Consider the following 26,546-nt stretch of genomic DNA (forward strand, 5'->3'; position numbering starts at 1 on the left):
CATTCGGAATCCATGATCACGATCCGCCGAAATGCGTGATCACGTTCGCCGGAATACGCAACCTTGACTGCAATTTTGGTCAGTCTTTTAGTTTTTGGCATCGTTGCAAGCAATATGAACATGGCAGCGGCATCTCTAATTCCATCATTACTTATGGTGTTTGGTGCTACTGATAAACTTATCCTTAGAGAGATGAGTGTTCAGCAAGGGGCCGCTGTTTCGCCTACCCACTATATCTCAAAGAATTTTGAAATTAAACTTATCGACAACTCTTCTGCCGAGAAGTTGGAGGATAGATTTTCTGTGTATTTGCGATATGATTCTGGAAAGAATCATGGAAGACTAATTGCGGACCTCAAGAAACGCTATGGCGATGAAATTGAGCCGAACAAGGTGGTGGCAGATTTTGATGGCCATATCGTAGCCTACGGGGTTGAATTTTCAGGTGACAAGCTGTTGTATGCCGAATACGGCTGTGCATTTAGTTGGGGCTGTCAAGAAAAGGTGGTTACCCGAACGGGTAGAGATGTGAAACGCACCGTAGTAGGGGGTGGCACTAGTTTGGGCATGACGACTGGTGGAGAAATGGTCTTTGTTAGCAATCCAACAACGACTGTGACTGAGTATGGCGACACGTACACCTACGACAATAGATATGGTATTTTTGAGTTTTTCATGTTTTTTGATGAGGTTGCTTCAATTTCTCCTGTCTCGAATTCAGACCCGTTTTCGGGATATGAGCGAAATGATGAAGGGCGCGACGATTTGAGTAAGCAATTGTTTGTTAAATATTTTGATAAGAATGGTATTGAAACTCTAGGGGGCGTCCTTTCTCAAATAAGAAAGGTATTGATCGAGTCTGGAAATGGGGTTAGGAGGCGGTGAGGCATAAAAAAGCGCCTTCGGGCGTTTTTTTGTTAGATAGATTGTCCTGGTAGCTCGAATCTAATGGAGGTATGCCGCGAGTAAGAGCTATTCATAAATTCAATCTTCGTCAACAGATAGATGTCAATCAGAATTTGGCAGGGTTAATTTGTAGGGTGGCAAGTTCTAAGAACATGAAGTGCCCCCGAGGGGTCCAGCCGCCTGTATCCAAGTAGTGGACGTTTCCTAGCAATAGCGCCTCTGAAACAGTGGTGTGTCCCACAACCACTGCCCGTACGTCCGGAATGATTGGAGCATGAGCGCGCCGTTTCATGTATCGCTGGCGGCTCCATAGAATGTGTTCTTTGACCTCTTCTATTTCTTCACGAGAGGCATCATTGTGCATTTTCTCCCACATGTCGCGCCACGTTGACTCTGATAGGTCCGCATGAACCAAGCCAACGAGGCCACCTGATGTTTCAACCTGTATGGCATAGGGTAGTTCAGCTAAGGCTGTTACATAGGCAAGCTGGTCTTCGTGGCTCATGCTCATAAGCCGTTCTCCGCCATGCCTCTTGTAATCGTCTACACTTTCCCCCATATGGCCCCAGACAATTGCCATTTCCTCATGGTTGCCTTGGACAGCATGGAACCAAGGCTTTTCTACTCCAACATGGATGCTTGGATAAACTAAGGCAATGAAGATCCCCTCCCCCAAGGTAAGGTTCGTATCGACAAGAAAGGCTACTGGCTCACCAGCAAAAAGGAACTGAACGTAAGGGTTGGTAGACGCCGTATCGTGATTGGATTCCATTGTGACACTCACATGAAGTTGGACGTCTTCGCCAAGTCATGTGGTTGAGGGTCATACAGGTATAGCTTGACTTATTCATAGTCCAAAGAACTTGCGTTGTCAGGATTCTTGTACTTTTTATCGATCTCAGCCGCAGCTCGTACTCGCTTAACTGTTCTAGCCTTGTCCAAACCCTTGCTTTCCTCAACCTCGATAAGTGGGTTCTCTTCGTCACAATCAGGAGTCATTTCCCAAACAGGAATAAAGGCAGCAAGAGCTTTAATATTTTCTGGTGTGGCAGGTGCAGTGAAAAGCGAGGCACCTACTGTGAGATACAACAACTTGGTGCCATTGGGTAGTGTTTGGACCGTGACATGCCCAAATCCCATGAGCTGCTGACACTCAATAGGTGTTGCTGGCTTCTGACCTACAAGGGTGATGGTTTGGGTCACGAAGACATCCTTAATGACGAAGGCGATTGAGGAAAATATTCCGCTCGGTAGTGTATATGATAGTGACATATGTTGCTCCTGTTTAAAAGCAACATACAAAGTCCTATGTGGATGTCAAGAGGAAGCAACGAACTAGAAAGCTCATTCTATCAATTTAATACACTAGTCTTATTGCTTATTTTTGGGTGATACCGAAAGATCATCATCATGATTCTGTTCTTGCAGAGATTCCTGAGCACCCGGTGCAGGCTCTTGTCCCCAAGGCAATCCTGAGCCAATGATCAAGGCATTGAGTTCAGCAGAGTATGGCTCATGGGATGGAGCACCTTCACCACTTGGATAGGCGATTACCAAGAAAGGCTTTCCGTTCCAAGTCAAAACTACAATGCGCTCAATCTTTGATGCATCCAACTGACCGCCTTTACGAGGAAGCATAGGTTTTTTTCTCTTTGCAAGAACTAGTTTGAATCTACGATAAATGGCCTTCTTTATTCTTCTTATGCTCATGTATGTCTCCTCTCTATCTGAGAATCATACAAACTCCTATATGGATGTCAATATATATAGGAACATACGACAAAAGCACCCGAAGGTGCTTTTATGAGGGTGGTTATACCCATAGTGTTCCCAAAAAACTTATTCTTTTCAGGCGGAATGAGTGGCTTTGGCTGCTTTTTCTTCACGAGCCTTCTTGCGATTCAAATTCTTTTTATCACCATCAGGTAAATCGTTACCGAACTGCGATTGGCCATTAAGAATGATTTCCTTGGCTGCCATGCCTTCCGCCTGAATTTCTTCAGGGGTTTTACCAGCAAGGGCGCCATACTTCATAGCCAATTCTTTAAAGGCACGTTGGGAAAGCACCCAGTTAGACAACAACTCTTGTTGCTTTTCATAGGTTTCGCGGAAACGCCCATTCTTAGCAGCAATCTCAGCCATAGGCTTGGACAGAAGTGCTTCCAATTCGTTAGCACGATTGCGTTGGAATGCTGCACCAGCCTCCGCCATCCCCGCATCTTCTTGGGAGCGGCGCAATGCGTCCCCCATGCTATCAAGAGCACGGCCTTGACGATCAATGGTGCGGCCTTGTTCGCCCATCTTTTCCAAGGTATGTAAAGTACCGATAGTATTCAAAAAGTCGCTCATTTTCTTATTCCTTTTAGATCCACAAATCGTTAAATTTGTCAAGCATTATCTGTACACTACCGTACAAATTAAGAAAAAGCAAATTTTATTGAGTTTTCAAGCGATTACTGCCTATCTTGAATAAAGTTTTGCTGAGAGAGCTTTCTTTTTGCAACCCATCTAGTGAAAAACAACCACCTCCCAGACCACGTTCTATGAATGAAGATAGGACAGACAATCATGAAGAGAAGTCCCGCCAAGACATATTTTACCGCCTTTACATCAAAACTTAGTGTCTTTAGTAAAACCACTCCACCTATCCCAAACATCATGGAGCCAACTAGAATTGTTGCAAGGCAGATAACTGTTACTCCAATCTTCAACCACCTTACTATGAACTCACACAACCAATCTACTAACCTGTCCAGTTCATCCATATTCAATCCCCAACCAATTGAATAGATGTATGAAACTGAGTAGTCCTTGTCAATGCTCTAACAGCGTTACCGTGGATCGCAAAATAGTCTGAAATAGACTATAGCACATGTGCTTCCCAGCCAACGAAGCATGGCACCAGGTGCATTGTCGAGATACCTGTAAGAAGTGACAGGGTGAGGCAAAACTGACAGTATTGGGGTCCCGCAACCCTACCCCACTGCTCCCCTCAAAAAAGAGCCTTTATGCTGCTTTCTCCCAATCAGTTGACAGCAGAGAAGGATGCACATTTTTCTCAGACGAATAAAAGAAAGCACCTTTCGGTGCTTCTTATCTTCTCTCATCCACTATGTTTCAACCAGGAGTGCCAGTGCTTCCGATTTGTTTAGGCATATGCAGATCCCATGAGGTGTCTCTCATATTCCTAATATTGCTCTTGATTTTTTCAATCGCTGCACTGTCAGCCTCAGGATCTAACCTACCACCACTCTTCCATTTGGCAGCAAGGTATTCGCCGGAGACCTTTCTATCCAACTGAAGCTCTGCCATAGTGTCCTTAAACTGCTTGGGATTATCAAACAGCCCCTTGTTTTCTGCCTGAGCAATTTGCTCCTCAACAATAGGCAACTTCACAGCAAGAACATCCCTATTTTTCCCATTATATGCAAAGGCGGTGTACTCTCCCTTCATATAGTCATGTGCAGGCTGGAAAACGGTTGTGTTGAGGTGATTGAAAGCATAACTATCAATCTCGTTTGAAATTCCACTGTCAGCCAGAACTTGAACACCAGCCAAAGCGACTCCTGCAACAACAGCCGTTGCCCCTAATGTTTTGAATGCACTCGCTGCAAATCTATTCATTTTCATATTAACACCATTTAGTTATATCTTTCATCTTAGCCCAGAAATCATCAAAGTCAATTCTACTAGGCAAACAAAACCCAAGCACTTGGCCTTTAGAAAATCCTCGTTATAATTGATGGCATAACAAGAACAAAATAAGGACATGCCATGTCAAAATTTGAACAATTATTGGAAGGTGGTGAGGTAACAGTAAAGACCGTTGGCCAACCAAAGAATGGTGGCGTCATCAACAAGATGATCGTTGGTTTGACTGCTGCTTTCGCTATTGGTGGAGCTGGACTATACATTCACAATCACTCAGCCCAACCAGAAGCTCCAAACACACCTACTGCCCAACAACCGACAACCACCGTCAAGGATCAGGGTGTCTTGGCTGCGCTCAAGGACAAGATCGCTCCTGCCGCTCACAAGGCAGAGACAAAGTTCCCCATCTACGAGGCATCCCCCTTGGTCAACAGCAAAAACAAGGAGGTCTTGAACCAAGCCGGGAACTTTGAGCTGCCCAGCGGATTGGCAAACAACCAGGTTGCACGCAAGGTGTCTCAGATCCAGTTCTCTGACGAGAATTACTATCTGGCGTTGACCAGTGAGGCTGAGGGCTACCGCTCTACCGTCTACAACGATGTGGGCTTATATGCGACTGGCAACGGCTACAACCTCTCAGTGCAGAGCAAGCACTACAACGAGAACCTATTAAAGGCGATCTCCAAGGATAAAAATCTCGTGGGTCAGTTGAGTTCTCTAGCAGGCAAGCACTTCGATCCTGCCACAGCCGGTGCCTACAAGGGCCTAGGAATCGTTCCTCAGCGTTCCATGCAGATCTCCCAGCTCATGGGGGAGAAGTTTGAGGAAGGGGTCATCAACAACATAGCCAAGCACATGGCGAAGAACCCAGAAGCAATCCAGCTTCACAACCAGACCCACAAGCCCTACCAGCAGTTGGCACAGGAGATGGAGGCCAGCTTGGCACCCAACGAGCGTGCTGCAATGCTCTACCACACCTACAAGGTGGGAGAAGGCGGTTCCGCGAAGTATGGCGAGCTCCACAAGGCATTGATCCACTACGGCTTGAGCAAGAACCGAACACCAGATATGGCCAAAGAGGTTGCTGACAAGTTCACCTACAAATACACCATGAACGGTCAGACCTTCAGCGATGAAAGAGCCTCGATCCTTATAGGCACCATGTTCGCCTCCAAAGATGGATTCGGTTATGTGATTGGGCAGAATGTAGCCCCAAGAAATTTCAGCGATCTCACCTCTGCTATCAAGAGAGCGAACTTGGGCGAAAGTGCTACACCAGGCGAGCTAAAGATTCCCGATCCTGTTGGTGAGGAGAAAGCCAAACTGGAAGCTGACGGCAAGCCATTCGATATGGAGCTTTCTACACCAGATGCAGATAGCTTATCAACAAAAACAGATATTCAGAACAGCATCAAGAACATGAGAGCTAAAGCTCATCATGCTCCTGCTTCAGGAGGATTCCATCCCGGAATATAATTTTAGTAGATATTTAGTACATGTAAAAAGGGAGCCTTATAGCTCCCTTCTCTTTTTATCGCATGTATTTAGATACCAGGGTGGAAACCACCTTGATTGTTGCTATGGTGAATTTTCTTTGGCTTTTGAGGCTGAACCTGCTCTTGGCTCTGAACATTTATCTGAGCTTCGGGAAGACTCTCACTGCTTGGAATGACAATCTGTTGTGCAATAGGTTTGCCTTGTGCAGTCAGTTGCTTGATGAGATCCCCAAGAGGGTCTGCCAACTGCTCACCAGTAGGCTTGGTCAGATCGACTCCCAACTGGGTCAACAAGCTTTGATCCTGAGGCAATGCACCAGCACCAACAAGGTAGTCAAAGGTAGCGGGATCAAGGAACAAGCTGATGATCAAGCTCTTGGTCTTGGTGTCCTCGATATCCTTTCCATTGACACGAACAATGTAGTTGATGTGTTCGGTGACTGCTTTGGCATTCTCAGCAGTCTGATTGTCAGCATAAGTGTTGACTGCCTTGATCAAGCCTTTGTAACGAGCAACCCCCTTCGCCCCAACCTTGGAAGTGAACAACAACAAGGCATTCTGTTGGTGTTCAGGCAAGGTCTTGAATCCCTTGATCTGGTCGACCAGAGGCTTTTCAAGTTCAGGACGGTTGACAAGTAGCTGAGCCAACATCGCATTGACCTTATCTAGCTTGGCATTGGTTTCATCGTTCTGCTTCTTGATGATCTCGGTATCCTGCTTGATATCGACCAGATACTTGTCCTGCCAAGTCTTGATGACTGGCACAAAGTGGGCAATCACTCCATTGGGGCTACCCATGGCATAGCTGGCACAAGCTGCAACACTGGTGAAGCCGAAAGCGGTCAGGCACAAACGAAGGCGTTTTTTGATCTGCTCGGTGGACTGTTTGTTCTTTTTGCCTAGGTACAAGATAACGGAACCAACACCCGTTGCAACGGCACCAGCCAACAAATATTCGCTATGGCGACCAATGATATCAATGGCACCACTTCCAATTGCTGATACTGCGATTGGGAAATTATAGAAAGCATTAGGGAGACCAATATGGTCACGAACAAAAATCCATGTCTTGTTCTGCCCACCCTCCTTCTTAACATCGAAATTCACATTACTTAATTCTTGCTGTTGGTTCTCACTCATCTCTCGCCCCCGTTGAAAATTAGTACACTATCGTACAACTTTGAAAAATGCAAATTTGTCAAGCACTTAGCAACACCCAACTTTAGGATGGGATTGTCTCACCGTCCCAACTCTGCCCGTCAGCACCCGCCTCAAATTTGACAAGAATAAAGTTTTTTCATAAAAGAGAATGAGGAGCCTAATGTGAAGGAGTGCCATGTTAATAGCAAGAAAACTGAAGGTGGAATTTGGGGATGATTTACCTTCTTGCATCGTAAAAGACAACCCATTCCTATCCGCCTTTCTCATAACAATGTCTTTCTATCTACCTGTAGGTGAGAAGTACATCATGTCTTCGCTGGGTGGAGCAATTAAGCATCTGGACAAGGATAAGGATAGCGAGCTCATCAAGGAAATCAAAGTCTTCATTCACCAGGAATCCTTCCACAAGGACCTGCATGATTCAATGAATGCCGTCTTCGAGAGAAAGACCAAGAACAAGATTGGCGAATGGATTAACAAAAAGATTGAAGAGCATAAAGACGACTATATCAAAGGGCGAGTTGGACTAACGATGGCATCTGAACATACTACTTGCCTATTGGCAAACTGGTTGATCAACAACAGACATCAATTCCAAAGTGCTGACGAAAGAATCTACAAAGTGACAATTTGGCATTGTGCCGAAGAGATCGAACATAGAGCAACCGCATTCAAGGTCTCCCCCACTGAGCCATACATTCACTGCGCAACCCAAATGTTGCTGCTTTTTGCTTTATACGAGACAGGCTTTATAGCAGGCAAGCAGTTGTATCACGGTGTCTATACAGACTACAAAAGGTTCAGCATCTCCAGGTTCTTCCGAATCTTCCCTCCCTGCTGGTTGATGCTCGGGCTGAGCTTTCTTCTCATGCCCAATTCCATGCTGTACCTTCGTGAAGGTGGGAACGTGTTCTCCGACATAGCCTCTCTGGACTTAGGCGACAAAATTTTCTATTACGCCTCACACGTCTTCCTGCTCATCAACCTCCTATTCTATGTGTCCTACGACAAGGCAACTCATAGCTTAGATTCCCTATCATGAGACCATCATGGAAAAGGTGGAAGCGATCAAAGAGTGTGGAGTAGATCTATCAGAAACTACCGCTCGTGAATTAGGTGAGTTGGTAGGTGCTGAGAACATTAGTCGATTCCGAGGAGTTCTCTATTCCAATGCCGTTCCCTATAAGCGGGTGCGTGAGCTGCTGACACTCAATAGGTGTTGTTGGCTTCTGACCTACAAGGGTGATGGTTTGGGTCACGAAGACATCCTTAATGACGAAGGCGATTGAGGAAAATATTCCGCTTGGTAGTGTATATGATAGTGACATATGTTGCTCCTGTTTAAAAGCAACATACAAAGTCCTATATGAATGTCAATATCTAGACGAACATACGACAAAAGCACCCGAAGGTGCTTTTATGAGGGTGGTCATACCCATAGTGTTCCCAAAAAACTTATTCTTTTCAGGCGGAATGACTGGCTTTGTTTTGTGCTGCTTGAGCCTGCTTTTCTTCACGAGCCTTCTTGCGTTTGACAGCTACTTTTGTTTCTTCGTTCACCTTGTTGCCAAACTGGGATTGGTCATCAAGAATAGCTTTTTCAGCAGCATCGCTTTCAGCATTGATCTCTTCACGAGTCTTGCCAGCCAAAGCACCATACTTCATGGCAAGTTCTTTGAAGGCACGCTGAGAGACGATCCATGAAGCCAACATCTCTTGCTGCTTATCGTAGGTTTCGCGGAAACGACCATTCTTTGCAGCAATCTCAGCCATGGGCTTGGACAGAAGTGCTTCCAATTCGTTAGCACGATTGCGTTGGAATGCTGCACCAGCCTCAGCCATCCCCGCATCTTCTTGGGAGCGGCGCAATGCGTCCCCCATGTTATCAAGAGCACGGCCTTGACGATCAATGGTGCGGCCTTGTTCGCCCATCTTTTCCAAGGTATGCAAAGTACCGATAGTATTCAAAAAGTCGCTCATTTTCTTATTCCTTTTAGATCCACAAATCGTTAAATTTGTCAAGCACTAATTGTACACTACCGTACAAATTAAGAAAAAGCAAATTTTATTGAGTTTTCAAGCGATTACTGTCTATCTTGAATAAAGTTTTCTGAGAGAGCTTTCTTTTTGCAACCCATCTGGTGAAGAACAACCACCTACCAGACCATGTTCTATGAATGAAGATAGGACAGACAATCATGAAGAGAAGTCCCACCAAGACATATTCTACCGCCTTTACATCAAAACTTAGTGTCTTTAGTAAAACCACTCCACCTATCCCAAACATCATGGAGCCAACTAGGATTGTGGCAAGACAGGCAACTGTGATTCCAATCTTAAACCACTTTACTAAGAAGTCCCACAACCAATCTACTATCTTCTCAAATTCATCCATATTCAATCCCCAACCAATTGAATAGATGTATGAAACTGAGCGGTGCTTGTCAATGCTCCAACAGAGTTACCGTGGATCGCAAAATAGTCTGAAATAGACTATAGCACATTTCAAGCCATTCAAGAATCAAATGGCATTCGGGGCCTCGATCAACCAAGTCACCAACTGAGAACAGCCTATCTTTGGATGGGTCAAACTCTATAGTATTCAATGCACTATTCAAGCGAGAGAAGCAACCATGAATGTCGCCCACGGCAAAATCTCGCCCGATTGAATTGGGACCAAAGTGTTTGACGAACTTTGTCATTGGTGGGAGGGGCTGTTGAGCGATAAACTTGATTATATCGCATTGCGCCTATTTTAGATAAGAAATCGGCTTAATGATGAGCTTTAATTGCCGTCGTTTGGCTATATTTATTTGTGGGGTATATTTCCTGGGGAGGTTGCATATTTTTATGTTTTTTGTATGAATATCTAGCTGACTGGGCTTGTTCTATTTTCTCGTAAATCATATTGACTGGTGTTGGTAAAGCCTTAATTTTATTGTGCAAGAAAATTCAGTTCGGGACTTTGCTCAACTTTCGAGGTCAATGTCGTTTACTTTTCTATATCGAAACAGAATGCCGCGAGGCATAACCTATTGAGTGGGCGCGTCGACTACCGCCGATAATACTGACGGCTATCACAATTTAACTATTTCGCCATGCGGTAGGGACTTTCCGCGCCACTGTAGTCAAGGACAGCGATCGCACGTCTATCGGTAGGAGCGAGATTTTCGTTACAGGCTACTTCTTCGTCCTTTGATCGCGGCGAGCATCAGCCTCTGCCGTGGACGATACCTTCTGACCGTCCAGCCAATCTTGAACGTCCCTGACAAGGTAGGCGACACGCCTTGGCTTGCGAACGAATTTTGGTCCCTTGCCTGAAACCCGCCATTTCCTTAGGGTGCTCAGGCTTTCCCTGATCCAGTCTGCCAGCTCCTCCTCCGTGATCAATTGATCGGGAGTAAATGCAACAGGAGCGGAAGGTTGAATCTGCTGAGATTGAGCGGAGAGACACTCCACCGCGACAGCGAGCTGCCCAATGGTAGCGGCAGCGTCCTGAGGCAACTGCCTAAGTCTGAAGAGAAGCTCGGATGGATGCATGGTCATCTGGCAGGTTGGGAAGGATGCCAGATGCTTGCGTACTCAATCGAAAAATGGAGCCCCCGTGCAAGAACAGCCTTGGGACAGCAGTGTGCACTACCCAGAGAACATTAACTGGGCGGGGCTGTAGCCTAATGAGTAGTTTTTGTAGCTTAACAGAAACGCAGCCCAAATGAACAAGGGCTTAGCATGCGCTAAGCCCTTGATTTTATGGTGGGATGGGAGGGACTCGAACCCTCGACTCTCTGATTAAAAGTCAGATACTCTAACCAACTGAGTTACCACCCCACGTTCTTGAAACCTGTTGGTTCGTTGCTTCAACAACTTGGGCAACGACCCAAAGAGCAAAAGATTATAGCGACGGATTGTCAGGCTGTCAACAACCCGCCGCGATAATTATTTGATCGACTCGATCTTGCCCTGCGCGGTCTGCGCTGCGTTCGACCCGGCGTACTGCGACACGACCTGCTCGAACGTCTTCTTCGCGGCCGCCTTCTGGCCTTGTTCGAGCTGGTTCGTGCCGATTGCCACCAGGGCGTCGGCTGCGCGCGGATGTTGCGGGAACTTGCTGACGATCCCTTGCCACGTTGCAGTCGAACCGCGGTAGTCGCGCAGCGCGTATTGCGCATTGCCGTACCAGTACTGCGCGGTCGGCTGGTAGGGGCTCTGCGGATACTTCGCGATGAACGCGCGGAACGAAGCCGCGGCCGCCTTGAAGTTGCCGTTGCGGAACTGCTGCTGCGCCGCATTGAGCGCATCCGTTTCACCCGGCTGCACGGTGCCTTCGACACCATCGATCGTCGCCTGCTGCGGCTCGAACTTCTTGAGCCGCGTGTCGAGATCCTGGTAGTACTCCTTCTGCTGCCGCTCGAGCGTCGTCAGCCGGTTCGTCAGGTCCTCGTTCTCGCCGCGCAGCGTCGCGACCTGCTGGTTCAGCTGGTCGAGACGGCCGGATTGATCGAGGATCGTACGCTGGGCGGCGGACAACTGGCTCGCCAGGTTGTCGGTTTTGCTGCGCAGATCGAGCACGGCGCGGCGCGCTTCGTTGTCGTCGAACACGCCGGCGTGCGCCGGCGCGGCCGACCACGCCGCGCCAGCGACGCAGAATGCTGCGGCAACGCGCAGCAGGGATACACGGTGCGTCATACGGCGATTCTTCCGTTACTTACTGTTGGTAGACGAGGTCGGCGCGACGGTTCTGCGCCCACGATGCTTCGTCGTGACCCGTTGCCTGCGGCTTTTCCTTGCCGAGGCTCACGGCTTCCATTTGCGAATCGTTCACGCCGAGCAGTGCCATCGCGCGACGGACGGCTTCCGCACGCTTCTGGCCCAGCGCGAGGTTGTACTCGCTCGTGCCGCGCTCGTCGGTGTTGCCCTGGATCAGCACGTGGCGCTGCGGGTGGCTCTTCAGGTACTGAGCGTGCTGCTGCATCAGCGGCTGGTACTCGTCCTTCACCGAATAGCTGTCGAAGTCGAAGTAGATGCTGCGCTTCGCGAGCGGGCTGTTCGGGTCGTTCAGCGGATCGACGTTCACTTGCGCGACGTTGTCGGCGCTCGGCTGCGTGCTGACCGCACCGCCGGCATTCGCCTTGTCGTCGAGCTTCACGCCCGACTTGCACGCTGCGAGCGCGCTGATCATCATCACGGCCAGGGCCAGACGAGCTTTATTCGACATCATGTTTACTCTCCTTGTGGTCATTGCATGAAGGGCCCCCACGACGGCTCACGTACGGAGCCGCCCTGGACGGACAGGATTTGCGGCGGCGCGCTGCCGTCCGAGGGCACTGCTGCCAGAACATTGCGACCACCCGACTGGGTAGCGTACAGAAGGTACTGGCCGTTTGCCGCGAAGCTCGGCGATTCGTCGCGATTCGTATTCGTGATGGCGTTCGCCGCGCCGGACTGCAGATCCTGAACGTACAGCTTGAAGCCCCCGCCCGTGCGGGAGATGTAAGCGAGCAGCTTGCCGTCCGGGCTGATACGCGGACTCGTGTTGTAGCTGCCGGTGAAAGTCACGCGCTGCGCGGCACCGGCGCTTTCGCCCTGTGCCGGCATCCGGTAGATCTGCGGCGCGCCGCCGCGATCGCTCGTGAAGTAGATCCAGCGGCCGTCCGGCGAGTAGAACGGCTCGGTGTCGATCGAGCTGCTCTGCGTGAGGCGGCGCAGGCCGCCGCCCGTCGAGTTGACCGTATAGATTTGCGTGTTGCCCGTCAGCGACAGCGCGACGGCCAGCGTGTTGCTGTCCGGCGACCAGGCCGGTGCGCTGTTGTTGCCCTTCTGGTCGGAGACGATGTAGCGATGGCCGGTCGGCAGGTCGTGGATGTAGACGATCGGCTTCTTGCGCTCGAACGAGACATACGCGACCTTCGTGCCGCTCGGCGACCAGGACGGCGAGATGATCGGTTCGGTGCTCGACAGCGCGATGCGCGCGTTCTGGCCGTCCGAATCCGAGATCTGCAACTGGTAGCGGTTACCGGTCTTGATCACGTACGACAGGCGCGTGGCGAACACGCCGCGCACGCCGAGCAGCTTCTGGTAGATGTAGTCGGCGATCTTGTGGCCGGCCGTGCGCAGCGTGGTGTCGGTGGCCGTCAGGGACAAGCCGCCGAGGCTTTGCTGCTTCACGGTGTCGTACAGGATGAAGTTGACCTTGTACTGGCCGTTCGCCTCGCGGTTCACGCTACCGGCGACGAACGCATTCGCGCCCTTGGCCTTCCATGCGCCGAGATCGACCGACGCGCTCTCCGGCACGGGCGTGCTGCCGGCGTCGATGTTGGTGAATTTGCCGCTGCGGGCGAGGTCGGCGCGGACGATCGACGTGACCTGCTGCGGCAGGTTCGCCTCATTCGCGAAATTCGCCGTGGCGATGGGGAACTGGGTCGACCCGACACCGGTGATCAGCACGTTGACCTGGGCGTTAGCGGCGCTGCCCGCCGTAATCAGACACGAGGCCACGAGTGCCCTGAAACCTAGCTTTGTCATCAAACTCATGCTTCTTGCTTCCCGTATGGCTTGGATCGCTGCGCAACGGCAGAGACAGTAAAAATACCCGATTCGTTCCCGTCCGACAGCGACGCCCGGAGTGTAAGCGCATTTCTTTTCACTCCGCCGCCTTGAAGGTAATCGTAATGTCCGACGGGGTACGACCGTTAGAATCGGGCGGCAACGGGACCGAAGCGTGGATTGCACTCACCACGGCTTGATCCCACCCCGAATTCCCGCTGGAGCGGGAAACCGATGCGCTCAATACGTCACCGGACGGCGTGCACCGAATCTTGACGACGGTGGTCAGGCCTGCTCGCTCACCGCCCCAAACGATGTTCGGTTTGACGCGGCGGCGCACCTTGTCGGCATAGCCGGGCGTCGCGGCATTGCCGCCTGAGCCCGTGCCCGTGCCGCTTTTCGCGAGGCCTTCGCCGCCGCCTTCACCGGCGCCGGACAGGCCCTGCATCTGTGCCAGGCGTGCGCTGCGCTCGCGGTCGAGCTTCGCGTTCGCTGCCGCTTCGGCCTTCGCGCGCGCCGTGGCTTCGGCCTTCGCCTTGGCCTGGGCTTCCGCCTTTGCCTTCGCGGCCGCGTCGGCCTTCGCCTTCGCCGCCTGCTGCGCTTCGAGCTGCGCCTGCTTCTGTTGCTGGAGTTTCTGCTGTTCGAGCTTCTGCTGCTCGGCGAGCTTCTGCTGCTCGGCGAGCTGCTGTTGCTTGAGCTTGTCGGCCTGCTTCTGCTTGTCGCGTTCCGCGGCCTTCTGCGCGGCGAGTGCGGCTGCCTGCTGCGCCGCGAGCTGCGCGCGCCGGGCTTCCTCTTCCCGCTGGGCCTTCAGTTGCTGCGCGCGGCGCTGCTGCTCGAGCAATGCTTCACGCGCGGCCGCTTCCTGCTGCCGCTTCTTCTGCTGCAGCGCGATGTCGGCCTGCTCGTCGCGCACCGGGGGAGGGGGCGGCGCGACCTTCACGGGCGGTGCGGGTGTGACAACGGGCCGCGGCGCCGGGACATCGGGTACCTCGGTCCACAGCTCGGCTTCGGCGCCGGCCGGCGTGCTGTTCTGCCACTGCACGCCGTGATACAGAAACAGCGCGAGCAGCACGTGCATCAGCGCGGCGAGCGCGAATGCGCGCCAGGTGCCGCGCTCGCGGGGAGGCTGAGGCGGGTAGGCGGAGCTGCGCGTGGATTGCTGCCGGTTCATTGCGATTTGACGAGGAGGCCGACGCGCTTGACGCCGCGCGCCTTCAGATCGGACATCACGGTCATGACGGCATCGTACTGCACCGTCTTGTCGGCCGCGATCACGACCGGCTGATCGGGATGGTCAGCCTGCCGGGCCACGATGAAGCTGTCGAGCTCGGCCTTCGTCATCGTGTCTTCCTGGGTCGCGCCCGAGTCGCCCTTGTACTTGACGCTCATCGTTCGATCGGCCTTGATGTTGACGACGACGGGCGGCGTCTGCTCCTGCGGCGCGGCGTTGCCGACGGTCGGCAGGTTGATGATCGACGGGGCGACGAGCGGTGCGGTGACCATGAAGATCACGAGCAGCACCAGCATCACGTCGATGTACGGCACGACGTTGATGTCGGCCATTGCGCGGCGCGAGCGGCCGCCGCGCATGCTGGATCGGATGGGACTTCCTGCCATGGCGCGCTCCTTACTGGGCCTGACGCTGCAGGATGTTCGAGAACTCTTCGATGAAGGTCTCGAAGCGGATCGCGAGGCGGTCGATGTCGTGCGCGTAGCGGTTGTACGCGACCACCGCCGGAATCGCGGCGAACAGGCCGATCGCGGTGGCGACGAGCGCCTCGGCGATGCCCGGTGCGACGTTGGCGAGCGTGGCCTGCTGCACGTTCGCGAGGCCGCGGAACGAGTTCATGATCCCCCAGACCGTGCCGAACAGACCGATGTACGGGCTGACCGAGCCGACCGAGGCGAGGAACGCGAGGTTCGCCTCGAGCACGTCCATTTCACGCTGGAACGACGCGCGCATCGCGCGGCGCGCACCGTCGAGCACGAGGCCCGGATCGCTGATGCGCTTTTCCTTCGCCTTCAGGAATTCGCGCATGCCCGATTCGAAGATCCGCTCGAGCGCGCCGATCGTGTGGCGGTTGTTGGCTGCGCTCTGGTACAGCGCCTGCAGGTCGCCGCCCGACCAGAAATCCTTCTCGAAGCGTTCGGTCTGCGCGCGTGCGCGGCGGATCGCAAACCACTTGCGGAAGATGAAGGTCCACGACATCAGCGACAGCAGCAGCAGCAGCCCCATCACGGCCTGGGCCAGCACGCTCGCATTGAGGACGAGGGAAATGATCGACAGGTCTTGAGAAGTGTTCATAGAGGTTTGAGTAACGTCCCTTCGGGGCGCCGGTATGCGTGCGGCGCGGCGCGCCGGCCATGCCTGGCGCCGAACCTTGCTTAGTATCGAATCAGAAAGGCAAGTTCATAGGCTTTGTCTAAACGGCGCTCATGCGAGCTTCGTTGACAGTGCAGTCTGCCCGTCGTCGATGACGGGCCCGCGCTGCAGCGCGTCGAGCACGGCCGGCGGGATGGCCGCGGGCCGGATGCCGGTACGGTCGACGCAGCCGAGACGGATGTGCCCGGCCACGAGCAGCGTGTCTCCGCACCAGGCTTCCTGCGCGAATTCCACCGACGCGCGGCCGATGCGTCCGGGCCGGCTCGTGATCGCCAGCGTGTCGTCGAGTCGCGCCGGGGCGCGGTAGTCGAGCGACGTGCTGCGGACGACGAAGATCGCGTCGGTATCGTCGGCGAGCTGGCGCTGGTCGATGCCGCATGCGCGCAGCCACTCGGTGCGGGCGCGTTCGAAGAACTTCAGGTAGTTGGCATAGAAGACGATGCCGCCTGCGTCGGTATCCTCGTAGTACACGCGCACCGGCCAGATGAAGCCGGAGGGCGCTTCCGGGGAGCGGGTAGGCTGGGTCATGGCGCGCATTCTACCGGAAGGCAAGGGCCTGATTCGTAACCGATTCGTAACGGAATGTAGTATGTCGTAGCACACCGCGGGCCGGCCCGGAAGGGCCGGGCCCGCGTGGCTTCAGCCGCGGTGGACGGTCGGGCCGCCGGGGGCTTGCGCGACCGGCATCAGCTCGATCGTGTTGATGTTGACATGCGCCGGGCGCGTCGCGATCCAGTAGATCGTGTCGGCGATGTCGTCGGGCATCAGCGGCTGCACATTGTTGTAGACGTTCGCCGCTTTCGCGTCGTCGCCGCGATAGCGGACGTTCGAGAATTCGGTGCCGCCGCACAGGCCGGGCTCGATGTCGGTGACGCGCAGCGGCGTGCCGAGCAGGTCGGCGCGCAGGTTCAGGCTGAATTGTCTGACGAAAGCCTTGGTCGCGCCGTAGACGTTCCCGCCCGCATAAGGGTACGAACCCGCGACCGAGCCGATATTGAAGATGTGGCCGCGGCCGCGGTCGATCATGCCGGGCAGCAGCGCGTGCGTAACCGTGACGAGGCCCGTGCAGTTCGTGTCGATCATCGTGTGCCATTCGTCGAGACTGGCCTTTTGGGCCGGCTCGACGCCGAGCGCGAGGCCGGCGTTGTTGACGAGCACGTCGAGCGCCGCGAATTCGGCGGGAAGGGCGGCCGGTACGGCCTCGACGGCCGCACGATCGCGGACGTCGAGCTCGAGCGGCAGAAGGGAATCGCCGAGTTCGGCGGCGAGCGCATCGAGACGATCCTTGCGGCGCGCGGTCGCGACGACGCGGTGGCCTCCCTTGACGAAGGCACGGGCGATGGCGGCGCCGAAGCCGGCGGACGCGCCTGTGACGAACACGATCATTGCTGCTCCTGGTGGATGACAAAATAGCGAGTGGTATCCCGCAAGCCTACTGAGATTGCCGCACCGCGGCAAGGCGGCACAGCGTTCCCGCACGGGCGCGTAGAGTCTGGCCCCAATTGCTTCCGGCGCACCGCCGTGCGGTTGCCTATTCATGACGCATCCAATACACTAACGCGCTCATCACCCCTGCGTGACTGGCGATAGAACCCTTCGGGTTCAAGGTGGAGCATCCCACCGTGAAGCGCGGGGCGCCGTTTTTGCCGTTCGCCTGGGCAGCCGTTGTGCGCCGTCGCGTGCATCGCCGGTGGCTGTCCTGCCTCGCGTCATACGGATTCTTCCGCCACGTCGAGCTGGTCCCGCCAGCAGCGCACCGTACTCGGCCGCTCCGGTCAACCTGTACACACTTAACGGAAACCGTATGTTTGACAGAGCCCAAAGCACCATTGCGAACGTCGATCCCGAAATCTTTGCCGCGATCGAACAGGAAAACCGCCGCCAGGAAGATCACATCGAGCTGATCGCGTCGGAAAACTACACGAGCCCGGCGGTGATGGCCGCACAGGGTTCGCAACTCACGAACAAGTACGCCGAAGGGTATCCGGGCAAGCGCTACTACGGCGGCTGCGAATACGTCGATGTGGTCGAGCAGCTGGCGATCGACCGCGTGAAGCAACTGTTCGGCGCGGAAGCCGCGAACGTGCAGCCGAACTCGGGCTCGCAGGCGAACCAGGGCGTGTTCTTCGCGATGCTCAAGCCGGGCGACACGATCATGGGCATGAGCCTCGCGCACGGCGGCCACCTGACGCACGGCTCGCCGGTGAACATGTCGGGCAAGTGGTTCAACGTGGTGAGCTACGGCCTGAACGAAAACGAAGACATCGACTACGAAGCGGCCGAGAAGCTCGCGCAAGAACACAAGCCGAAGCTGATCGTCGCGGGCGCGTCGGCGTTCTCGCTGAAGATCGATTTCGAACGCCTGGCGAAGATCGCGAAGTCGGTCGGTGCGTACCTGATGGTCGACATGGCCCACTACGCCGGCCTGATCGCAGCGGGCGTGTACCCGAACCCGGTGCCGCACGCGGACTTCGTGACGACGACGACGCACAAGAGCCTGCGCGGCCCGCGCGGCGGCGTGATCCTGATGAAGGCGGAATACGAGAAGCCGATCAACTCGGCGATCTTCCCGGGGATCCAGGGCGGCCCGCTGATGCACGTGATCGCGGGCAAGGCGGTGGCGTTCAAGGAAGCGCTGTCGCCGGAGTTCAAGGCGTACCAGGAGAAGGTGGTCGAGAACGCCCGCGTGCTGGCTGAAACGCTGGTGAAGCGTGGCCTGCGGATCGTGTCGGGCCGCACGGAAAGCCACGTGATGCTGGTGGACCTGCGTGCGAAGAACATCACGGGCAAGGCAGCGGAAGCGGCACTGGGCGCGGCGCACATCACGGTGAACAAGAACGCGATCCCGAACGACCCGGAAAAGCCGTTCGTGACGAGCGGCGTGCGCCTGGGCTCGCCGGCGATGACGACGCGCGGCTTCGGTCCGGCGGAAGCGGAGCAGGTGGGCAACCTGATCGCGGACGTGCTGGACAATCCGGAAGATGCAGCGACGATCGAGCGCGTGCGCGCGCAGGTCGCCGAGCTGACCAAGCGTTTCCCGGTCTATCGCTGATCGACGATGCGCTGCCCGTTCTGCCGGCATGACGACACGCAGGTCGTGGATTCCCGCGTGTCCGAAGATGGCGCCGCGATCCGGCGGCGCCGTCGCTGCTCGGCTTGCGACAAGCGCTTCACGACGTACGAGCGGGTCGAGCTGTCGCTGCCGTTCGTCGTGAAGAAGGACGGCAGCCGCACGGAATTCGACCGTCGCAAGATCGTCGCCAGCATGCAACTCGCGCTGCGCAAGCGGCCGGTTGCTGCCGACGCGATCGACGCGGCGGTCGCCCGCATCGAATATCAACTGCTCGCGACAGGCGAGCGCGAAGTGCGTAGCGAGAAACTCGGCGAACTCGTGATGAACGAGTTGCGCGGGCTCGATACGATCGCTTATGTCCGCTTCGCATCGGTGTATCGCCAGTTCGAGGACGTTTCCGAATTTGCCGACGTGATCGAAGAGTTCCGTCGCGCCTCTCCCGCCAAGACTCCCCGTAAGCGCTGACGCGCTGCGTTCGTTCATCGTCTTCTCCGTTGGATCAGTTCGCGCCGATTGTGTCGGTCGCGATCGCATGCCACCAGTCAGCCATTCGGCAAATGGTGCGTGTCCGCACGTGTCGCTACAGTCGTCGCATCACCTTGGCGAAGGACGACTGCGATGGGACTGCACGCTCAACCCCTGAAAACTGTATTGCGACGCGCGGGCGGATTCACGCTCGTCGAACTGATGGTCGCCATCTCGCTGGCGGCCGGGCTCGCGCTTTATGCTGCGCCCGCGTTCGACCAATGGCGCATGCGCGAACGTGTGGACGCACGCTCGCGCGCGTTGCTCGGTGCGCTGTCGTTTGCACGTACCGAGGCGACGCGCCTCGGCGTGCGCGTCACGCTGTGCCGCGCGGGTAGCGCCGGCACCTGTCTGCGTGCGGGTGAACGGTGCGATCCGGCTGAATGGTCGTGCGACTGGATCGTCAGCGGGCAGGTCGACGGGCAGTCGCGCGTGCTGCGGCGCTATCCGCGCGATGCCGAGGTGGCCGTCGCGGGTGCCGCGCACGATCTCGCGTTCGCACCGCCGGTCGGTCAGGCAATCGGTGGCATCCGGCGCTTCGAATTGCGTCCGCGACGCGACGTGCCGGGGGCGGATGACGCGCATGCATCGCGTTGCGTGCGGATCGCGGCAGGCGGCCGGGCGCGGGTTGTCGCCGGTCGTTGCGACGCGGCGTGAGCTTCATGCGCAACGCCATGCGCGGCACGTCGCTGATCGAAGCGATGCTGGCCATCGCGCTGCTCGCGACCGTCATGCTGGCTGTAGCGGGCAGCCAGCTTGCGATGGCGCGTGCGCAGCGCGCGACGATCTGGCGTGAACGCGCGCTGTGGCTGGCCGATGCACGCATCGAGCGCATGCATGTCGCTGCGGAGGCCGGTGATGACCTCGCGGCGCGGGCCGCAGCGTCGCTGCCCGGCGGCACGATGACGCGCGGTGACGGGCCGGATGGCGTTCGCTACACGGTTGTCGGCTGGCGTGGCGGCAATGCGGCCGCCGGGCCGCGATGCGAAGCGACGGGAAGCTCGGCGCAACCGCCGTCGTGCGTCCGGATTCCGTATCGGGAGGCGGAAGCCGATGAACGCTGATCGCCGCATGCGTGCACATACGTTGCTTGAAGTGTTGATTGCGATGACCGTCGGTCTGCTCGTGCTCGCGGCGGCCGGTGCGCTGTACCACGCGCAGCGCGTCGCACAGCGGCGCGCGGACGACGGGTTCCGGATGCGCGATGCGGCTGGCACCGCACTGATGCTGATTGGCCAGCAGATCCAGATGGCCGGATTTTGGCCGCTCGATTTGGAAGGTGTCTCGTCGTTGCCACCCGTGTTCGGCTGTTCGATGGCGCGCGTCAGGGGAGAGGGCGCGCAGGTACGGTGCGAGCCTGTGCGCGGTGCGTCGGACGCGTTGCTGATCCGCTACGTCGGCGATGCCGTGTCGACGTGGCTCACCGTGAGCGGCCACGTGTCGGATTGCCTCGGGCAGGGTGTCGGCGTGTCCGGCGAACGTGCGCCGGTGGAGAACCGCTTCGATGTGCACATCAGTCCGTCGACGGGCGAGCCTGAACTGTATTGCGAAGGAAGCGGCCGTCCGGGCACGCCGCAGCCGCTCGTGTCGGGAATCGATCAGTTGCGGGTGCGCTATCTTCGCCGCGGCGGCGCGCAGTTGGTCGAGGCCGATGCATTGCGCGGCGACGACTGGCACGATGTCGTGGCCGTGCATGTCTGCGTGCGGGCGCGCGGCGAACCGACGGGCGAACCGGTGCGGCACGTCGACTGCGACGGCCGTACTGTCGTTGCGCAAGACGGCCGCGCGCGTCTGACGCTCGATCGCATCGTCGCGTTGCGCAATGCCGCGCGCACATTCGACGATACGTCGCGTGACGCCACGGATGAAACCGAGGTGCCGCGATGAACGGAACGGGGCAGACGCGGGAGAAGTCGCGGTGCGTCGCGACACGCAACCTGCATGAGCGAATCGAAACACGCCGTGACGATCCGCGGCAGGCAGCAGGTGCGAAAGTCCAAACAGCGAGCCAGCAAGCGCCGCACACACGTTTGCGGTCAGCCAGCCGCGATTGGCGTCGCGACGCGGGCCTCGCATTGCCTGCGGTGATCGCGGTTGGCGCGGCGGTGGCGGCGCTGACCGGCACGTGGTTCGAAGCCGCACTGACGGAATCGCGCCGCACGCGCGCGTTATCCGATCGGCTGGTCGCGTTCCACGCGGCCGATGCCGCACTGGCAGCGTGCACCGCGCGATTGCGCCGGGGCGCGGCCCCATACGTGAGCGAAGGCGAGTCGCACGCGGAGCCCGACGCGTGGCGGCGCATGCCGGCGCTGGTGGCCGCCGAAGCGTTCGCGCCGTTCGCCGGATGGCCGATGGCCGTTCAACCGCCACGATGCCTGATCGAAGCGTGGCGCGGGGCGGGGCCGGCCGGCGGCCGCGCTTACGTCGTCACCGCGCGCGGCGTCGGTGCGCATGCATCGAGCGCAGTCTGGCTGCAGCATCAGGTCGCGATCCGTGATGGACACGTCGTCGCCCTGCACTGGCGTCGCGTCGCGACAGTGCTGCGATGAACGGTCGCGCGTGTGTGTATCGCTCGGCGGGATTCACGCTGATCGAACTGATGATCGTGCTCGCGATCGTTGCGGTGCTGGCCGGATGGGGCATCCCGTCGTATCGCGAGCATGTCGTGCGCGTTCATCGCGCGTCGGCGGTCGCCGCGTTGTACCGCGCGGCCCAATATCTCGAAACACTGGACGGTGTGCCGCCATCGGCATTGCCGATGGCGCTCACGCAAGCGCCGCCGGACGGGCGCGCGGTCTATCGATTGGCGCTCAGGCGGCCGGACCGCGACGAATCACCGGTGAGTTATGACCTGGAGGCCATCCCGCTCGACACGGGCCCGATGCACGGCGATGCGTGCGGTGCATTCACGCTGCGTTCGGACGGGACGAAAGGCAATGCGCGAAGTGATGGTGCCGACGGACAGATCGCGGCATGCTGGGGCGTGCGTTGAGTGCGGCCGGAAGGCGCGCCACGGCGCTTGGCCGTGCGCGCAGGATGCCGAAGGCGGTCAGTCGTCCTGCGTGTCGAGGCCACGCTCGTCGCGGGACTGCTTCCAGATCCGGTAGACCTCCCATGCAGCGAAACCGAGGGTGCCCCACTTCAGCGCGGGGCCGGCACTCGCGCGCAGCAGCGAGCGAACGGGTTTGGCGAGCACGAGCGATGCAAGCGAGCTCAGCATCGGATACTGGTTGACGAGCTGTCCGAGGTTCGCGTTCAGGTTCTTGGCAGACTGGCTGAACTTGTTGCTGGACAGGCCGGGGATGAACACCTTGAGCCAGCTGAAGCGCGTCACCGCGCGGCGCATGTCGCCGGCGGCTTCCGCGAGTTCGAGCCGCTCGACTTCGGATCGCAGGATCAGCAGTTCCTTGCGGAGCGCGCGATGCTGCGACGCGCTCCAGTTCGATCGCGACGAATGGGAGCGGGGTGGATTGCCCGTGATGTTCTGGCTCATGGCGCGTCGGCGAAGTAGGTGGGAGGGGGGAGCGCGATTGCGTTCACGGCTTGCCGCGGAACAGTTCGCGGTCTTTCTCGAGTTCGGCGAGCGTCGCCTCGAATACGGTCGGCGCGTCGCGCAGGCCCGAGCGGGCCTTTAGCGCGCATGCGATTCCGCCCGCGGCATACAGCGCGGTGATCGCCGCGAGCGACTGCCAGCGGTAGGTATCCCAGAACGCGATCGCGATGAGCACGGTCAGGCTGATGAGCGCCATCGTGGCGAGCATCATCGCGGCGAGCCCGAGGAACAGCACGCCCATCAGGCGCTCCTTCTCCTCGGCAAGCTCGATGCCCACCAGTTCGAGGCGTGTTTGCAGAAGGCCGATCGCGGAGCCGACGAGGCGGCGCAGCGGTCCTTGGCCGGACGGCTGCGAGGGGGTGTCTGTCGTCATGGGTAAGGTGCGTGCGCGTGCAGTGTGCAGCCAAGACAAAGCCGGCAGGCGGAAACCGCCGGCTGGCTTCGACGCCCGCAAGCCGCGCGACGCGGCCCACGGGACGAAACAGCGCAGAGCGCGTTACTTGCGGTTGATCAGCAGGCCGATCAGCACGCCCACGCCGGCGGCAACGCCGATCGACGTCCACGGATGCTCGTGCACGTAGTCGTCGGTCGCGCGTGCGGCCTTCTTGCCTTTCTCGACCACCACGACCTGGACGTCGGCTGCCTTTTCCTTGGCCTGCTTGAGGCGCGACATGGCTTTCTCGCGCAGCTCGGCCGCACGGTCGCCCGTGCTGCTCGCAGCTTGCTTGAGCAGGTCTTCGGCGTCCGAGAGAACGGTTTTGATATCCGACATCAGTTTCTCCTTGTTGATTTCCGACATTGCAACTCCCTTCGTGCTGTCATGCTGCAGGTTCACATCGTAGCGAAACGCCTGCCTGCTGGCGAGCCGGGAAGACACACAACGGCAGTGCAAGACCGCATGGTAAACGACTTGTAATCATGAACAGAGCGGCAAACGGGGTGAAAAGTTTCCCAGCGGCCGCCTGTCCGGCACCGGCATCAGGCAAAAATGACAAAAAAGTATGAATATCAAACGGAATAATCGTTCGCACGCCCCATTGCTTCCCGTAAGCTGACAGACTTTCCCGCGCCGATCCGGGCGCGGTTTCAACCAGCATCGTTCGAGGAGGGAACATCATGAGTCTGCGTCTTGGCGACATCGCACCGGATTTCGAGCAGGAATCGAGCCTGGGCCCGATCAAGTTTCACGAATGGCTCGGCAACAGCTGGGGCGTCCTGTTCTCCCATCCGGCCGACTACACGCCGGTGTGCACGACCGAACTCGGGCTGACCTCGAAGCTGAAGGGCGAATTCGAGAAACGCAATGTAAAAGTGATCGCGCTGTCGGTCGACGGTGTCGAGTCGCACAAGGGCTGGATCAACGACATCAACGACACGCAGTCGACGGTCGTCGGCTTCCCGATCATCGCCGATGCGGACCGCAAGGTTTCGCAGCTGTACGACATGATCCACCCGAACGCGAACGAAACGCTGACGGTGCGTTCGCTGTTCGTGATCGACCCGAACAAGAAGGTGCGGCTCACCATCACGTACCCGGCCAGCACGGGGCGCAACTTCGACGAAGTGCTGCGCGTGATCGACTCGCTGCAGCTGACCGACAACTACAAGGTCGCGACGCCCGGCAACTGGAAGGATGGCGACGACGTCGTGATCGTCCCGTCGCTGCAGGATCCGGAAGAGCTGAAGAAGCGTTTCCCGAAGGGCTTCAACGCGGTGCGTCCGTATCTGCGCCTCACGCCCCAGCCGAACAAGTAAGCATCGGCTGCAGAGGAACACGATACCGGGCCGGCGGCCCGGTGCGCGGATCCGATGAAAAACGGCCCGCCCGGCATGATTGCCGGGCGGGCCGTGTCTTTTGCGCGAGCGCGGCGCGGCGCGGTTGCCGCGCGCCGCATCCGGACGATCAGAAGAATGCCTGGATGCCCGTCTGCGCGCGGCCGAGGATCAGTGCGTGGATGTCGTGCGTGCCTTCGTAGGTGTTGACCACTTCGAGGTTCACGAGGTGGCGCGCGACGCCGAATTCGTCGGAGATACCGTTGCCGCCGAGCATGTCGCGCGCGAGTCGTGCGATGTCGAGCGCCTTGCCGCACGAGTTGCGCTTCATGATCGACGTGATCTCGACGGCCGCCGTGCCTTCGTCCTTCATCCGGCCGAGGCGCAGCACGCCTTGCAGGCCGAGGGTGATTTCGGTCTGCATGTCGGCGAGCTTCTTCTGGATCAGCTGGTTCGCGGCGAGCGGCCGGCCGAACTGCTGGCGGTCGAGCACGTACTGGCGCGCGGTATGCCAGCAGGACTCGGCGGCGCCGAGCGCGCCCCATGCGATCCCGTAGCGCGCCGAGTTCAGGCACGTGAACGGGCCGCGCAGGCCGCTCACGTTCGGCATCAGGTTCTCTTCCGGCACGAACACCTCGTCGAGGACGATCTCGCCGGTGATCGACGCGCGCAGCCCGACCTTGCCGTGGATCGCGGGCGCCGACAGGCCTTTCCAGCCTTTCTCGAGGATGAAGCCGCGGATCGCGTCCTTGCCGTTCTCTTCGAGCTTCGCCCACACGACGAACACGTCGGCGATCGGCGAGTTCGTGATCCACATCTTCGCGCCGGACAGCGAGTAGCCGCCGGGCACTTTCTTCGCGCGGGTGACCATGCTGCCCGGATCGGACCCGTGGTTCGGCTCGGTCAGCCCGAAGCAGCCGATCCATTCGCCGGTGGCGAGTTTCGGCAAGTATTTCTGCTTCTGCGCGTCGGAGCCGAATTCGTGGATCGGGACCATCACGAGCGACGACTGCACGGACATCATCGACCGGTAGCCTGAATCGACGCGCTCGACTTCGCGGGCGATCAGGCCGTAGCTCACGTAGTTGAGGCCGGGGCCGCCGTATTCCTCGGGAATCGTCGGGCCGAGCAGGCCGACTTCGCCCATTTCGCGGAAGATTTCGGCGTCGGTGCGTTCGTGGCGGAACGCTTCGGTGACGCGCGGTGCGAGCTTGTCCTGCGCGTACGCTTGCGCGGCATCACGCACCATCCGCTCTTCTTCCGTCAGTTGCTGGTCGAGCAGCAGCGGATCGTCCCAATGAAAAGTTGCAGCACTCATCGTCTCATCTCCTGTCGACCCGAGTTAGCGCTTTAGCGCTTACTCGGGTCCCATGCTTCGCGGTCGACCCGAGTTGGCACTTCAGCGCTTCCCCGGGCCTCATGCTTTGCGGTCGACCCGAGTTAGCACTCCAGCGCTTCCCCGGGTCCCACGCTTTACGGTCG

General features: G+C 57.4%; 32 protein-coding genes, 1 tRNA gene, 1 pseudogene and 1 riboswitch. Of the genes and pseudogenes, 12 read left to right on the forward strand and 22 right to left on the reverse strand.

The window, feature by feature from the left end:
• Positions 1–63: 63 nt before the first annotated feature.
• Positions 64–885, forward strand: a complete 822-nt coding sequence (locus CFB47_RS03965) for a hypothetical protein (RefSeq protein ID WP_256946644.1) — start codon at positions 64–66, stop codon at positions 883–885.
• A 127-nt stretch (positions 886–1,012) separates the two neighbouring features.
• On the opposite strand, the gene CFB47_RS03970 is transcribed toward CFB47_RS03965, so the two are convergent.
• From CFB47_RS03970 to CFB47_RS40155, 5 genes are all read right to left on the reverse strand, one after another.
• On the reverse strand, positions 1,013–1,678 hold the full coding sequence (locus CFB47_RS03970) for a serine/threonine protein phosphatase (protein ID WP_009238826.1): 666 nt from the start codon (positions 1,676–1,678) through the stop codon (positions 1,013–1,015).
• Between the two features lie 71 nt (positions 1,679–1,749).
• Positions 1,750–2,109 (reverse strand): hypothetical protein, encoded by a 360-nt coding sequence (locus CFB47_RS03975; protein ID WP_165835806.1) that lies wholly within the window; start codon positions 2,107–2,109, stop codon positions 1,750–1,752.
• A gap of 168 nt (positions 2,110–2,277) precedes the next feature.
• Positions 2,278–2,616, reverse strand: a complete 339-nt coding sequence (locus tag CFB47_RS40150) for a hypothetical protein (protein ID WP_028646221.1) — start codon at positions 2,614–2,616, stop codon at positions 2,278–2,280.
• A gap of 138 nt (positions 2,617–2,754) precedes the next feature.
• A complete protein-coding gene (locus tag CFB47_RS03980) occupies positions 2,755–3,255 on the reverse strand; it encodes a hypothetical protein (RefSeq protein ID WP_089460478.1) in 501 nt (166 codons plus the stop codon).
• A gap of 768 nt (positions 3,256–4,023) precedes the next feature.
• Positions 4,024–4,536 carry a hypothetical protein gene (locus CFB47_RS40155; protein WP_143330792.1) on the reverse strand — a complete coding sequence of 171 codons (513 nt, stop codon included), beginning with the start codon at positions 4,534–4,536 and terminating at the stop codon, positions 4,024–4,026.
• Positions 4,537–4,680: 144 nt separating this feature from the next.
• Between CFB47_RS40155 and CFB47_RS03985 the strand changes: the two genes are divergently transcribed.
• Positions 4,681–6,033 (forward strand): hypothetical protein, encoded by a 1,353-nt coding sequence (locus tag CFB47_RS03985; protein ID WP_089460479.1) that lies wholly within the window; start codon positions 4,681–4,683, stop codon positions 6,031–6,033.
• A gap of 68 nt (positions 6,034–6,101) precedes the next feature.
• On the opposite strand, the gene CFB47_RS03990 is transcribed toward CFB47_RS03985, so the two are convergent.
• The gene (locus CFB47_RS03990) at positions 6,102–7,193 is read right to left on the reverse strand and encodes a hypothetical protein (RefSeq protein ID WP_089460480.1); all 1,092 of its coding nucleotides are present in this window, start codon (positions 7,191–7,193) and stop codon (positions 6,102–6,104) included.
• Between the two features lie 196 nt (positions 7,194–7,389).
• Here CFB47_RS03990 and CFB47_RS03995 point away from each other — a divergent pair, with 196 nt between their 5' ends.
• Both CFB47_RS03995 and CFB47_RS41075 read left to right on the forward strand, forming a co-directional pair.
• Entirely contained in the window at positions 7,390–8,256 is an 867-nt protein-coding gene (locus CFB47_RS03995) for a metal-dependent hydrolase (protein WP_009238832.1), read from the forward strand.
• A gap of 7 nt (positions 8,257–8,263) precedes the next feature.
• Positions 8,264–8,503: a hypothetical protein gene (locus tag CFB47_RS41075; RefSeq protein ID WP_157174168.1), complete on the forward strand. Its 240-nt coding sequence runs from the start codon at positions 8,264–8,266 to the stop codon at positions 8,501–8,503.
• 175 nt (positions 8,504–8,678) lie between these two features.
• On the opposite strand, the gene CFB47_RS04005 is transcribed toward CFB47_RS41075, so the two are convergent.
• The 11 genes and pseudogenes from CFB47_RS04005 to CFB47_RS04050 form a co-directional block, all read right to left on the reverse strand.
• On the reverse strand, positions 8,679–9,194 hold the full coding sequence (locus tag CFB47_RS04005) for a hypothetical protein (RefSeq protein WP_009238834.1): 516 nt from the start codon (positions 9,192–9,194) through the stop codon (positions 8,679–8,681).
• Between the two features lie 527 nt (positions 9,195–9,721).
• A pseudogene (locus CFB47_RS40160) lies at positions 9,722–9,916 on the reverse strand (metallophosphoesterase); the annotation flags it as partial.
• A 1,049-nt stretch (positions 9,917–10,965) separates the two neighbouring features.
• Positions 10,966–11,042, reverse strand: a tRNA-Lys gene (locus CFB47_RS04010).
• A gap of 108 nt (positions 11,043–11,150) precedes the next feature.
• Complete coding sequence (gene ybgF, locus CFB47_RS04015) at positions 11,151–11,900, reverse strand: tol-pal system protein YbgF (RefSeq protein ID WP_071333989.1); 750 nt, start codon at positions 11,898–11,900, stop codon at positions 11,151–11,153.
• Positions 11,901–11,919: 19 nt separating this feature from the next.
• On the reverse strand, positions 11,920–12,432 hold the full coding sequence (pal, locus tag CFB47_RS04020) for a peptidoglycan-associated lipoprotein Pal (protein WP_089439314.1): 513 nt from the start codon (positions 12,430–12,432) through the stop codon (positions 11,920–11,922).
• Between the two features lie 17 nt (positions 12,433–12,449).
• A complete protein-coding gene (gene tolB, locus CFB47_RS04025; protein WP_089439315.1) occupies positions 12,450–13,745 on the reverse strand; it encodes a Tol-Pal system beta propeller repeat protein TolB in 1,296 nt (431 codons plus the stop codon).
• Between the two features lie 109 nt (positions 13,746–13,854).
• On the reverse strand, positions 13,855–14,928 hold the full coding sequence (tolA, locus tag CFB47_RS04030; RefSeq protein ID WP_089460481.1) for a cell envelope integrity protein TolA: 1,074 nt from the start codon (positions 14,926–14,928) through the stop codon (positions 13,855–13,857).
• Positions 14,925–15,374 carry a protein TolR gene (tolR, locus tag CFB47_RS04035; protein WP_011351075.1) on the reverse strand — a complete coding sequence of 150 codons (450 nt, stop codon included), beginning with the start codon at positions 15,372–15,374 and terminating at the stop codon, positions 14,925–14,927. The genes tolA and tolR overlap by 4 nt, the downstream gene beginning before the upstream one ends.
• Before the next feature lie 10 nt (positions 15,375–15,384).
• Positions 15,385–16,062, reverse strand: coding sequence for a protein TolQ (tolQ, locus tag CFB47_RS04040; protein WP_021157170.1), 678 nt, complete (start codon positions 16,060–16,062; stop codon positions 15,385–15,387).
• A gap of 129 nt (positions 16,063–16,191) precedes the next feature.
• Positions 16,192–16,677: a tol-pal system-associated acyl-CoA thioesterase gene (ybgC, locus tag CFB47_RS04045; protein ID WP_089439317.1), complete on the reverse strand. Its 486-nt coding sequence runs from the start codon at positions 16,675–16,677 to the stop codon at positions 16,192–16,194.
• Between the two features lie 102 nt (positions 16,678–16,779).
• On the reverse strand, positions 16,780–17,526 hold the full coding sequence (locus CFB47_RS04050) for an SDR family NAD(P)-dependent oxidoreductase (protein WP_089460482.1): 747 nt from the start codon (positions 17,524–17,526) through the stop codon (positions 16,780–16,782).
• 180 nt (positions 17,527–17,706) lie between these two features.
• Positions 17,707–17,807: riboswitch (ZMP/ZTP riboswitch) on the forward strand.
• A gap of 137 nt (positions 17,808–17,944) precedes the next feature.
• Between CFB47_RS04050 and glyA the strand changes: the two genes are divergently transcribed.
• From glyA to CFB47_RS04090, 7 genes are all read left to right on the forward strand, one after another.
• Positions 17,945–19,192 (forward strand): serine hydroxymethyltransferase, encoded by a 1,248-nt coding sequence (gene glyA, locus CFB47_RS04060; RefSeq protein ID WP_021157166.1) that lies wholly within the window; start codon positions 17,945–17,947, stop codon positions 19,190–19,192.
• A gap of 6 nt (positions 19,193–19,198) precedes the next feature.
• On the forward strand, positions 19,199–19,678 hold the full coding sequence (gene nrdR, locus CFB47_RS04065; protein WP_050011738.1) for a transcriptional regulator NrdR: 480 nt from the start codon (positions 19,199–19,201) through the stop codon (positions 19,676–19,678).
• Between the two features lie 153 nt (positions 19,679–19,831).
• Positions 19,832–20,395 (forward strand): GspH/FimT family pseudopilin, encoded by a 564-nt coding sequence (locus tag CFB47_RS04070; protein WP_089460483.1) that lies wholly within the window; start codon positions 19,832–19,834, stop codon positions 20,393–20,395.
• A 5-nt stretch (positions 20,396–20,400) separates the two neighbouring features.
• Entirely contained in the window at positions 20,401–20,802 is a 402-nt protein-coding gene (locus tag CFB47_RS04075; protein ID WP_089461344.1) for a hypothetical protein, read from the forward strand.
• A complete protein-coding gene (locus CFB47_RS04080; protein ID WP_089460484.1) occupies positions 20,792–21,625 on the forward strand; it encodes a PilW family protein in 834 nt (277 codons plus the stop codon). The genes CFB47_RS04075 and CFB47_RS04080 overlap by 11 nt, the downstream gene beginning before the upstream one ends.
• Before the next feature lie 200 nt (positions 21,626–21,825).
• The gene (locus CFB47_RS04085; RefSeq protein WP_089461345.1) at positions 21,826–22,287 is read left to right on the forward strand and encodes a pilus assembly protein; all 462 of its coding nucleotides are present in this window, start codon (positions 21,826–21,828) and stop codon (positions 22,285–22,287) included.
• A complete protein-coding gene (locus tag CFB47_RS04090; RefSeq protein WP_089460485.1) occupies positions 22,284–22,730 on the forward strand; it encodes a type IV pilin protein in 447 nt (148 codons plus the stop codon). Before CFB47_RS04085 ends, CFB47_RS04090 begins: the two co-directional genes overlap by 4 nt.
• A gap of 57 nt (positions 22,731–22,787) precedes the next feature.
• Here the strand turns inward: CFB47_RS04090 and CFB47_RS04095 are convergent, their stop codons facing one another.
• The 4 genes from CFB47_RS04095 to CFB47_RS40165 all read right to left on the reverse strand — a co-directional run bounded on the left by CFB47_RS04095 (position 22,788) and on the right by CFB47_RS40165 (position 24,409).
• Entirely contained in the window at positions 22,788–23,231 is a 444-nt protein-coding gene (locus CFB47_RS04095; protein WP_089439323.1) for a DUF3318 domain-containing protein, read from the reverse strand.
• Between the two features lie 43 nt (positions 23,232–23,274).
• Positions 23,275–23,664, reverse strand: a complete 390-nt coding sequence (locus tag CFB47_RS04100) for a phage holin family protein (RefSeq protein WP_089439324.1) — start codon at positions 23,662–23,664, stop codon at positions 23,275–23,277.
• Positions 23,665–23,787: 123 nt separating this feature from the next.
• Positions 23,788–24,090: a YqjD family protein gene (locus CFB47_RS04105; RefSeq protein WP_006494044.1), complete on the reverse strand. Its 303-nt coding sequence runs from the start codon at positions 24,088–24,090 to the stop codon at positions 23,788–23,790.
• Between the two features lie 19 nt (positions 24,091–24,109).
• Positions 24,110–24,409, reverse strand: coding sequence for a hypothetical protein (locus CFB47_RS40165; RefSeq protein WP_143330793.1), 300 nt, complete (start codon positions 24,407–24,409; stop codon positions 24,110–24,112).
• Between CFB47_RS40165 and CFB47_RS04110 the strand changes: the two genes are divergently transcribed.
• A complete protein-coding gene (locus tag CFB47_RS04110) occupies positions 24,408–25,046 on the forward strand; it encodes a peroxiredoxin (protein ID WP_069247250.1) in 639 nt (212 codons plus the stop codon). The two genes, CFB47_RS40165 and CFB47_RS04110, sit on opposite strands and share 2 nt — an antisense overlap.
• 148 nt (positions 25,047–25,194) lie before the next feature.
• Here the strand turns inward: CFB47_RS04110 and CFB47_RS04115 are convergent, their stop codons facing one another.
• On the reverse strand, positions 25,195–26,382 hold the full coding sequence (locus CFB47_RS04115; RefSeq protein WP_046545018.1) for an acyl-CoA dehydrogenase: 1,188 nt from the start codon (positions 26,380–26,382) through the stop codon (positions 25,195–25,197).
• Between the last annotated feature and the right edge of the window lie 164 nt (positions 26,383–26,546).

Source organism: Burkholderia sp. AU27893 (assembly GCF_002223205.1).
In the GTDB taxonomy this organism is placed as follows: Bacteria; Pseudomonadota; Gammaproteobacteria; order Burkholderiales; family Burkholderiaceae; genus Burkholderia.

What these genes read in the sequence shown, in the direction of transcription:
- CFB47_RS03970 (WP_009238826.1), bottom strand. Translation starts at nt 1,678, where the DNA reads ATGGAATCCAATCACGATACGGCGTCTACCAACCCTTACGTTCAGTTC.
- CFB47_RS40150 (WP_028646221.1), bottom strand. Translation starts at nt 2,616, where the DNA reads ATGAGCATAAGAAGAATAAAGAAGGCCATTTATCGTAGATTCAAACTA.
- CFB47_RS03980 (WP_089460478.1), bottom strand. Translation starts at nt 3,255, where the DNA reads ATGAGCGACTTTTTGAATACTATCGGTACTTTACATACCTTGGAAAAG.
- CFB47_RS40155 (WP_143330792.1), bottom strand. Translation starts at nt 4,536, where the DNA reads ATGAAAATGAATAGATTTGCAGCGAGTGCATTCAAAACATTAGGGGCA.
- CFB47_RS03985 (WP_089460479.1), top strand. Translation starts at nt 4,681, where the DNA reads ATGTCAAAATTTGAACAATTATTGGAAGGTGGTGAGGTAACAGTAAAG.
- CFB47_RS03990 (WP_089460480.1), bottom strand. Translation starts at nt 7,193, where the DNA reads ATGAGTGAGAACCAACAGCAAGAATTAAGTAATGTGAATTTCGATGTT.
- CFB47_RS03995 (WP_009238832.1), top strand. Translation starts at nt 7,390, where the DNA reads ATGTTAATAGCAAGAAAACTGAAGGTGGAATTTGGGGATGATTTACCT.
- CFB47_RS41075 (WP_157174168.1), top strand. Translation starts at nt 8,264, where the DNA reads ATGGAAAAGGTGGAAGCGATCAAAGAGTGTGGAGTAGATCTATCAGAA.
- CFB47_RS04005 (WP_009238834.1), bottom strand. Translation starts at nt 9,194, where the DNA reads ATGAGCGACTTTTTGAATACTATCGGTACTTTGCATACCTTGGAAAAG.
- ybgF (WP_071333989.1), bottom strand. Translation starts at nt 11,900, where the DNA reads ATGACGCACCGTGTATCCCTGCTGCGCGTTGCCGCAGCATTCTGCGTC.
- pal (WP_089439314.1), bottom strand. Translation starts at nt 12,432, where the DNA reads ATGATGTCGAATAAAGCTCGTCTGGCCCTGGCCGTGATGATGATCAGC.
- tolB (WP_089439315.1), bottom strand. Translation starts at nt 13,745, where the DNA reads ATGAGTTTGATGACAAAGCTAGGTTTCAGGGCACTCGTGGCCTCGTGT.
- tolA (WP_089460481.1), bottom strand. Translation starts at nt 14,928, where the DNA reads ATGAACCGGCAGCAATCCACGCGCAGCTCCGCCTACCCGCCTCAGCCT.
- tolR (WP_011351075.1), bottom strand. Translation starts at nt 15,374, where the DNA reads ATGGCAGGAAGTCCCATCCGATCCAGCATGCGCGGCGGCCGCTCGCGC.
- tolQ (WP_021157170.1), bottom strand. Translation starts at nt 16,062, where the DNA reads ATGAACACTTCTCAAGACCTGTCGATCATTTCCCTCGTCCTCAATGCG.
- ybgC (WP_089439317.1), bottom strand. Translation starts at nt 16,677, where the DNA reads ATGCGCGCCATGACCCAGCCTACCCGCTCCCCGGAAGCGCCCTCCGGC.
- CFB47_RS04050 (WP_089460482.1), bottom strand. Translation starts at nt 17,526, where the DNA reads ATGATCGTGTTCGTCACAGGCGCGTCCGCCGGCTTCGGCGCCGCCATC.
- glyA (WP_021157166.1), top strand. Translation starts at nt 17,945, where the DNA reads ATGTTTGACAGAGCCCAAAGCACCATTGCGAACGTCGATCCCGAAATC.
- nrdR (WP_050011738.1), top strand. Translation starts at nt 19,199, where the DNA reads ATGCGCTGCCCGTTCTGCCGGCATGACGACACGCAGGTCGTGGATTCC.
- CFB47_RS04070 (WP_089460483.1), top strand. Translation starts at nt 19,832, where the DNA reads ATGGGACTGCACGCTCAACCCCTGAAAACTGTATTGCGACGCGCGGGC.
- CFB47_RS04075 (WP_089461344.1), top strand. Translation starts at nt 20,401, where the DNA reads ATGCGCAACGCCATGCGCGGCACGTCGCTGATCGAAGCGATGCTGGCC.
- CFB47_RS04080 (WP_089460484.1), top strand. Translation starts at nt 20,792, where the DNA reads ATGAACGCTGATCGCCGCATGCGTGCACATACGTTGCTTGAAGTGTTG.
- CFB47_RS04090 (WP_089460485.1), top strand. Translation starts at nt 22,284, where the DNA reads ATGAACGGTCGCGCGTGTGTGTATCGCTCGGCGGGATTCACGCTGATC.
- CFB47_RS04095 (WP_089439323.1), bottom strand. Translation starts at nt 23,231, where the DNA reads ATGAGCCAGAACATCACGGGCAATCCACCCCGCTCCCATTCGTCGCGA.
- CFB47_RS04100 (WP_089439324.1), bottom strand. Translation starts at nt 23,664, where the DNA reads ATGACGACAGACACCCCCTCGCAGCCGTCCGGCCAAGGACCGCTGCGC.
- CFB47_RS04105 (WP_006494044.1), bottom strand. Translation starts at nt 24,090, where the DNA reads ATGTCGGAAATCAACAAGGAGAAACTGATGTCGGATATCAAAACCGTT.
- CFB47_RS04110 (WP_069247250.1), top strand. Translation starts at nt 24,408, where the DNA reads ATGAGTCTGCGTCTTGGCGACATCGCACCGGATTTCGAGCAGGAATCG.
- CFB47_RS40165 (WP_143330793.1), bottom strand. Translation starts at nt 24,409, where the DNA reads ATGATGTTCCCTCCTCGAACGATGCTGGTTGAAACCGCGCCCGGATCG.
- CFB47_RS04115 (WP_046545018.1), bottom strand. Translation starts at nt 26,382, where the DNA reads ATGAGTGCTGCAACTTTTCATTGGGACGATCCGCTGCTGCTCGACCAG.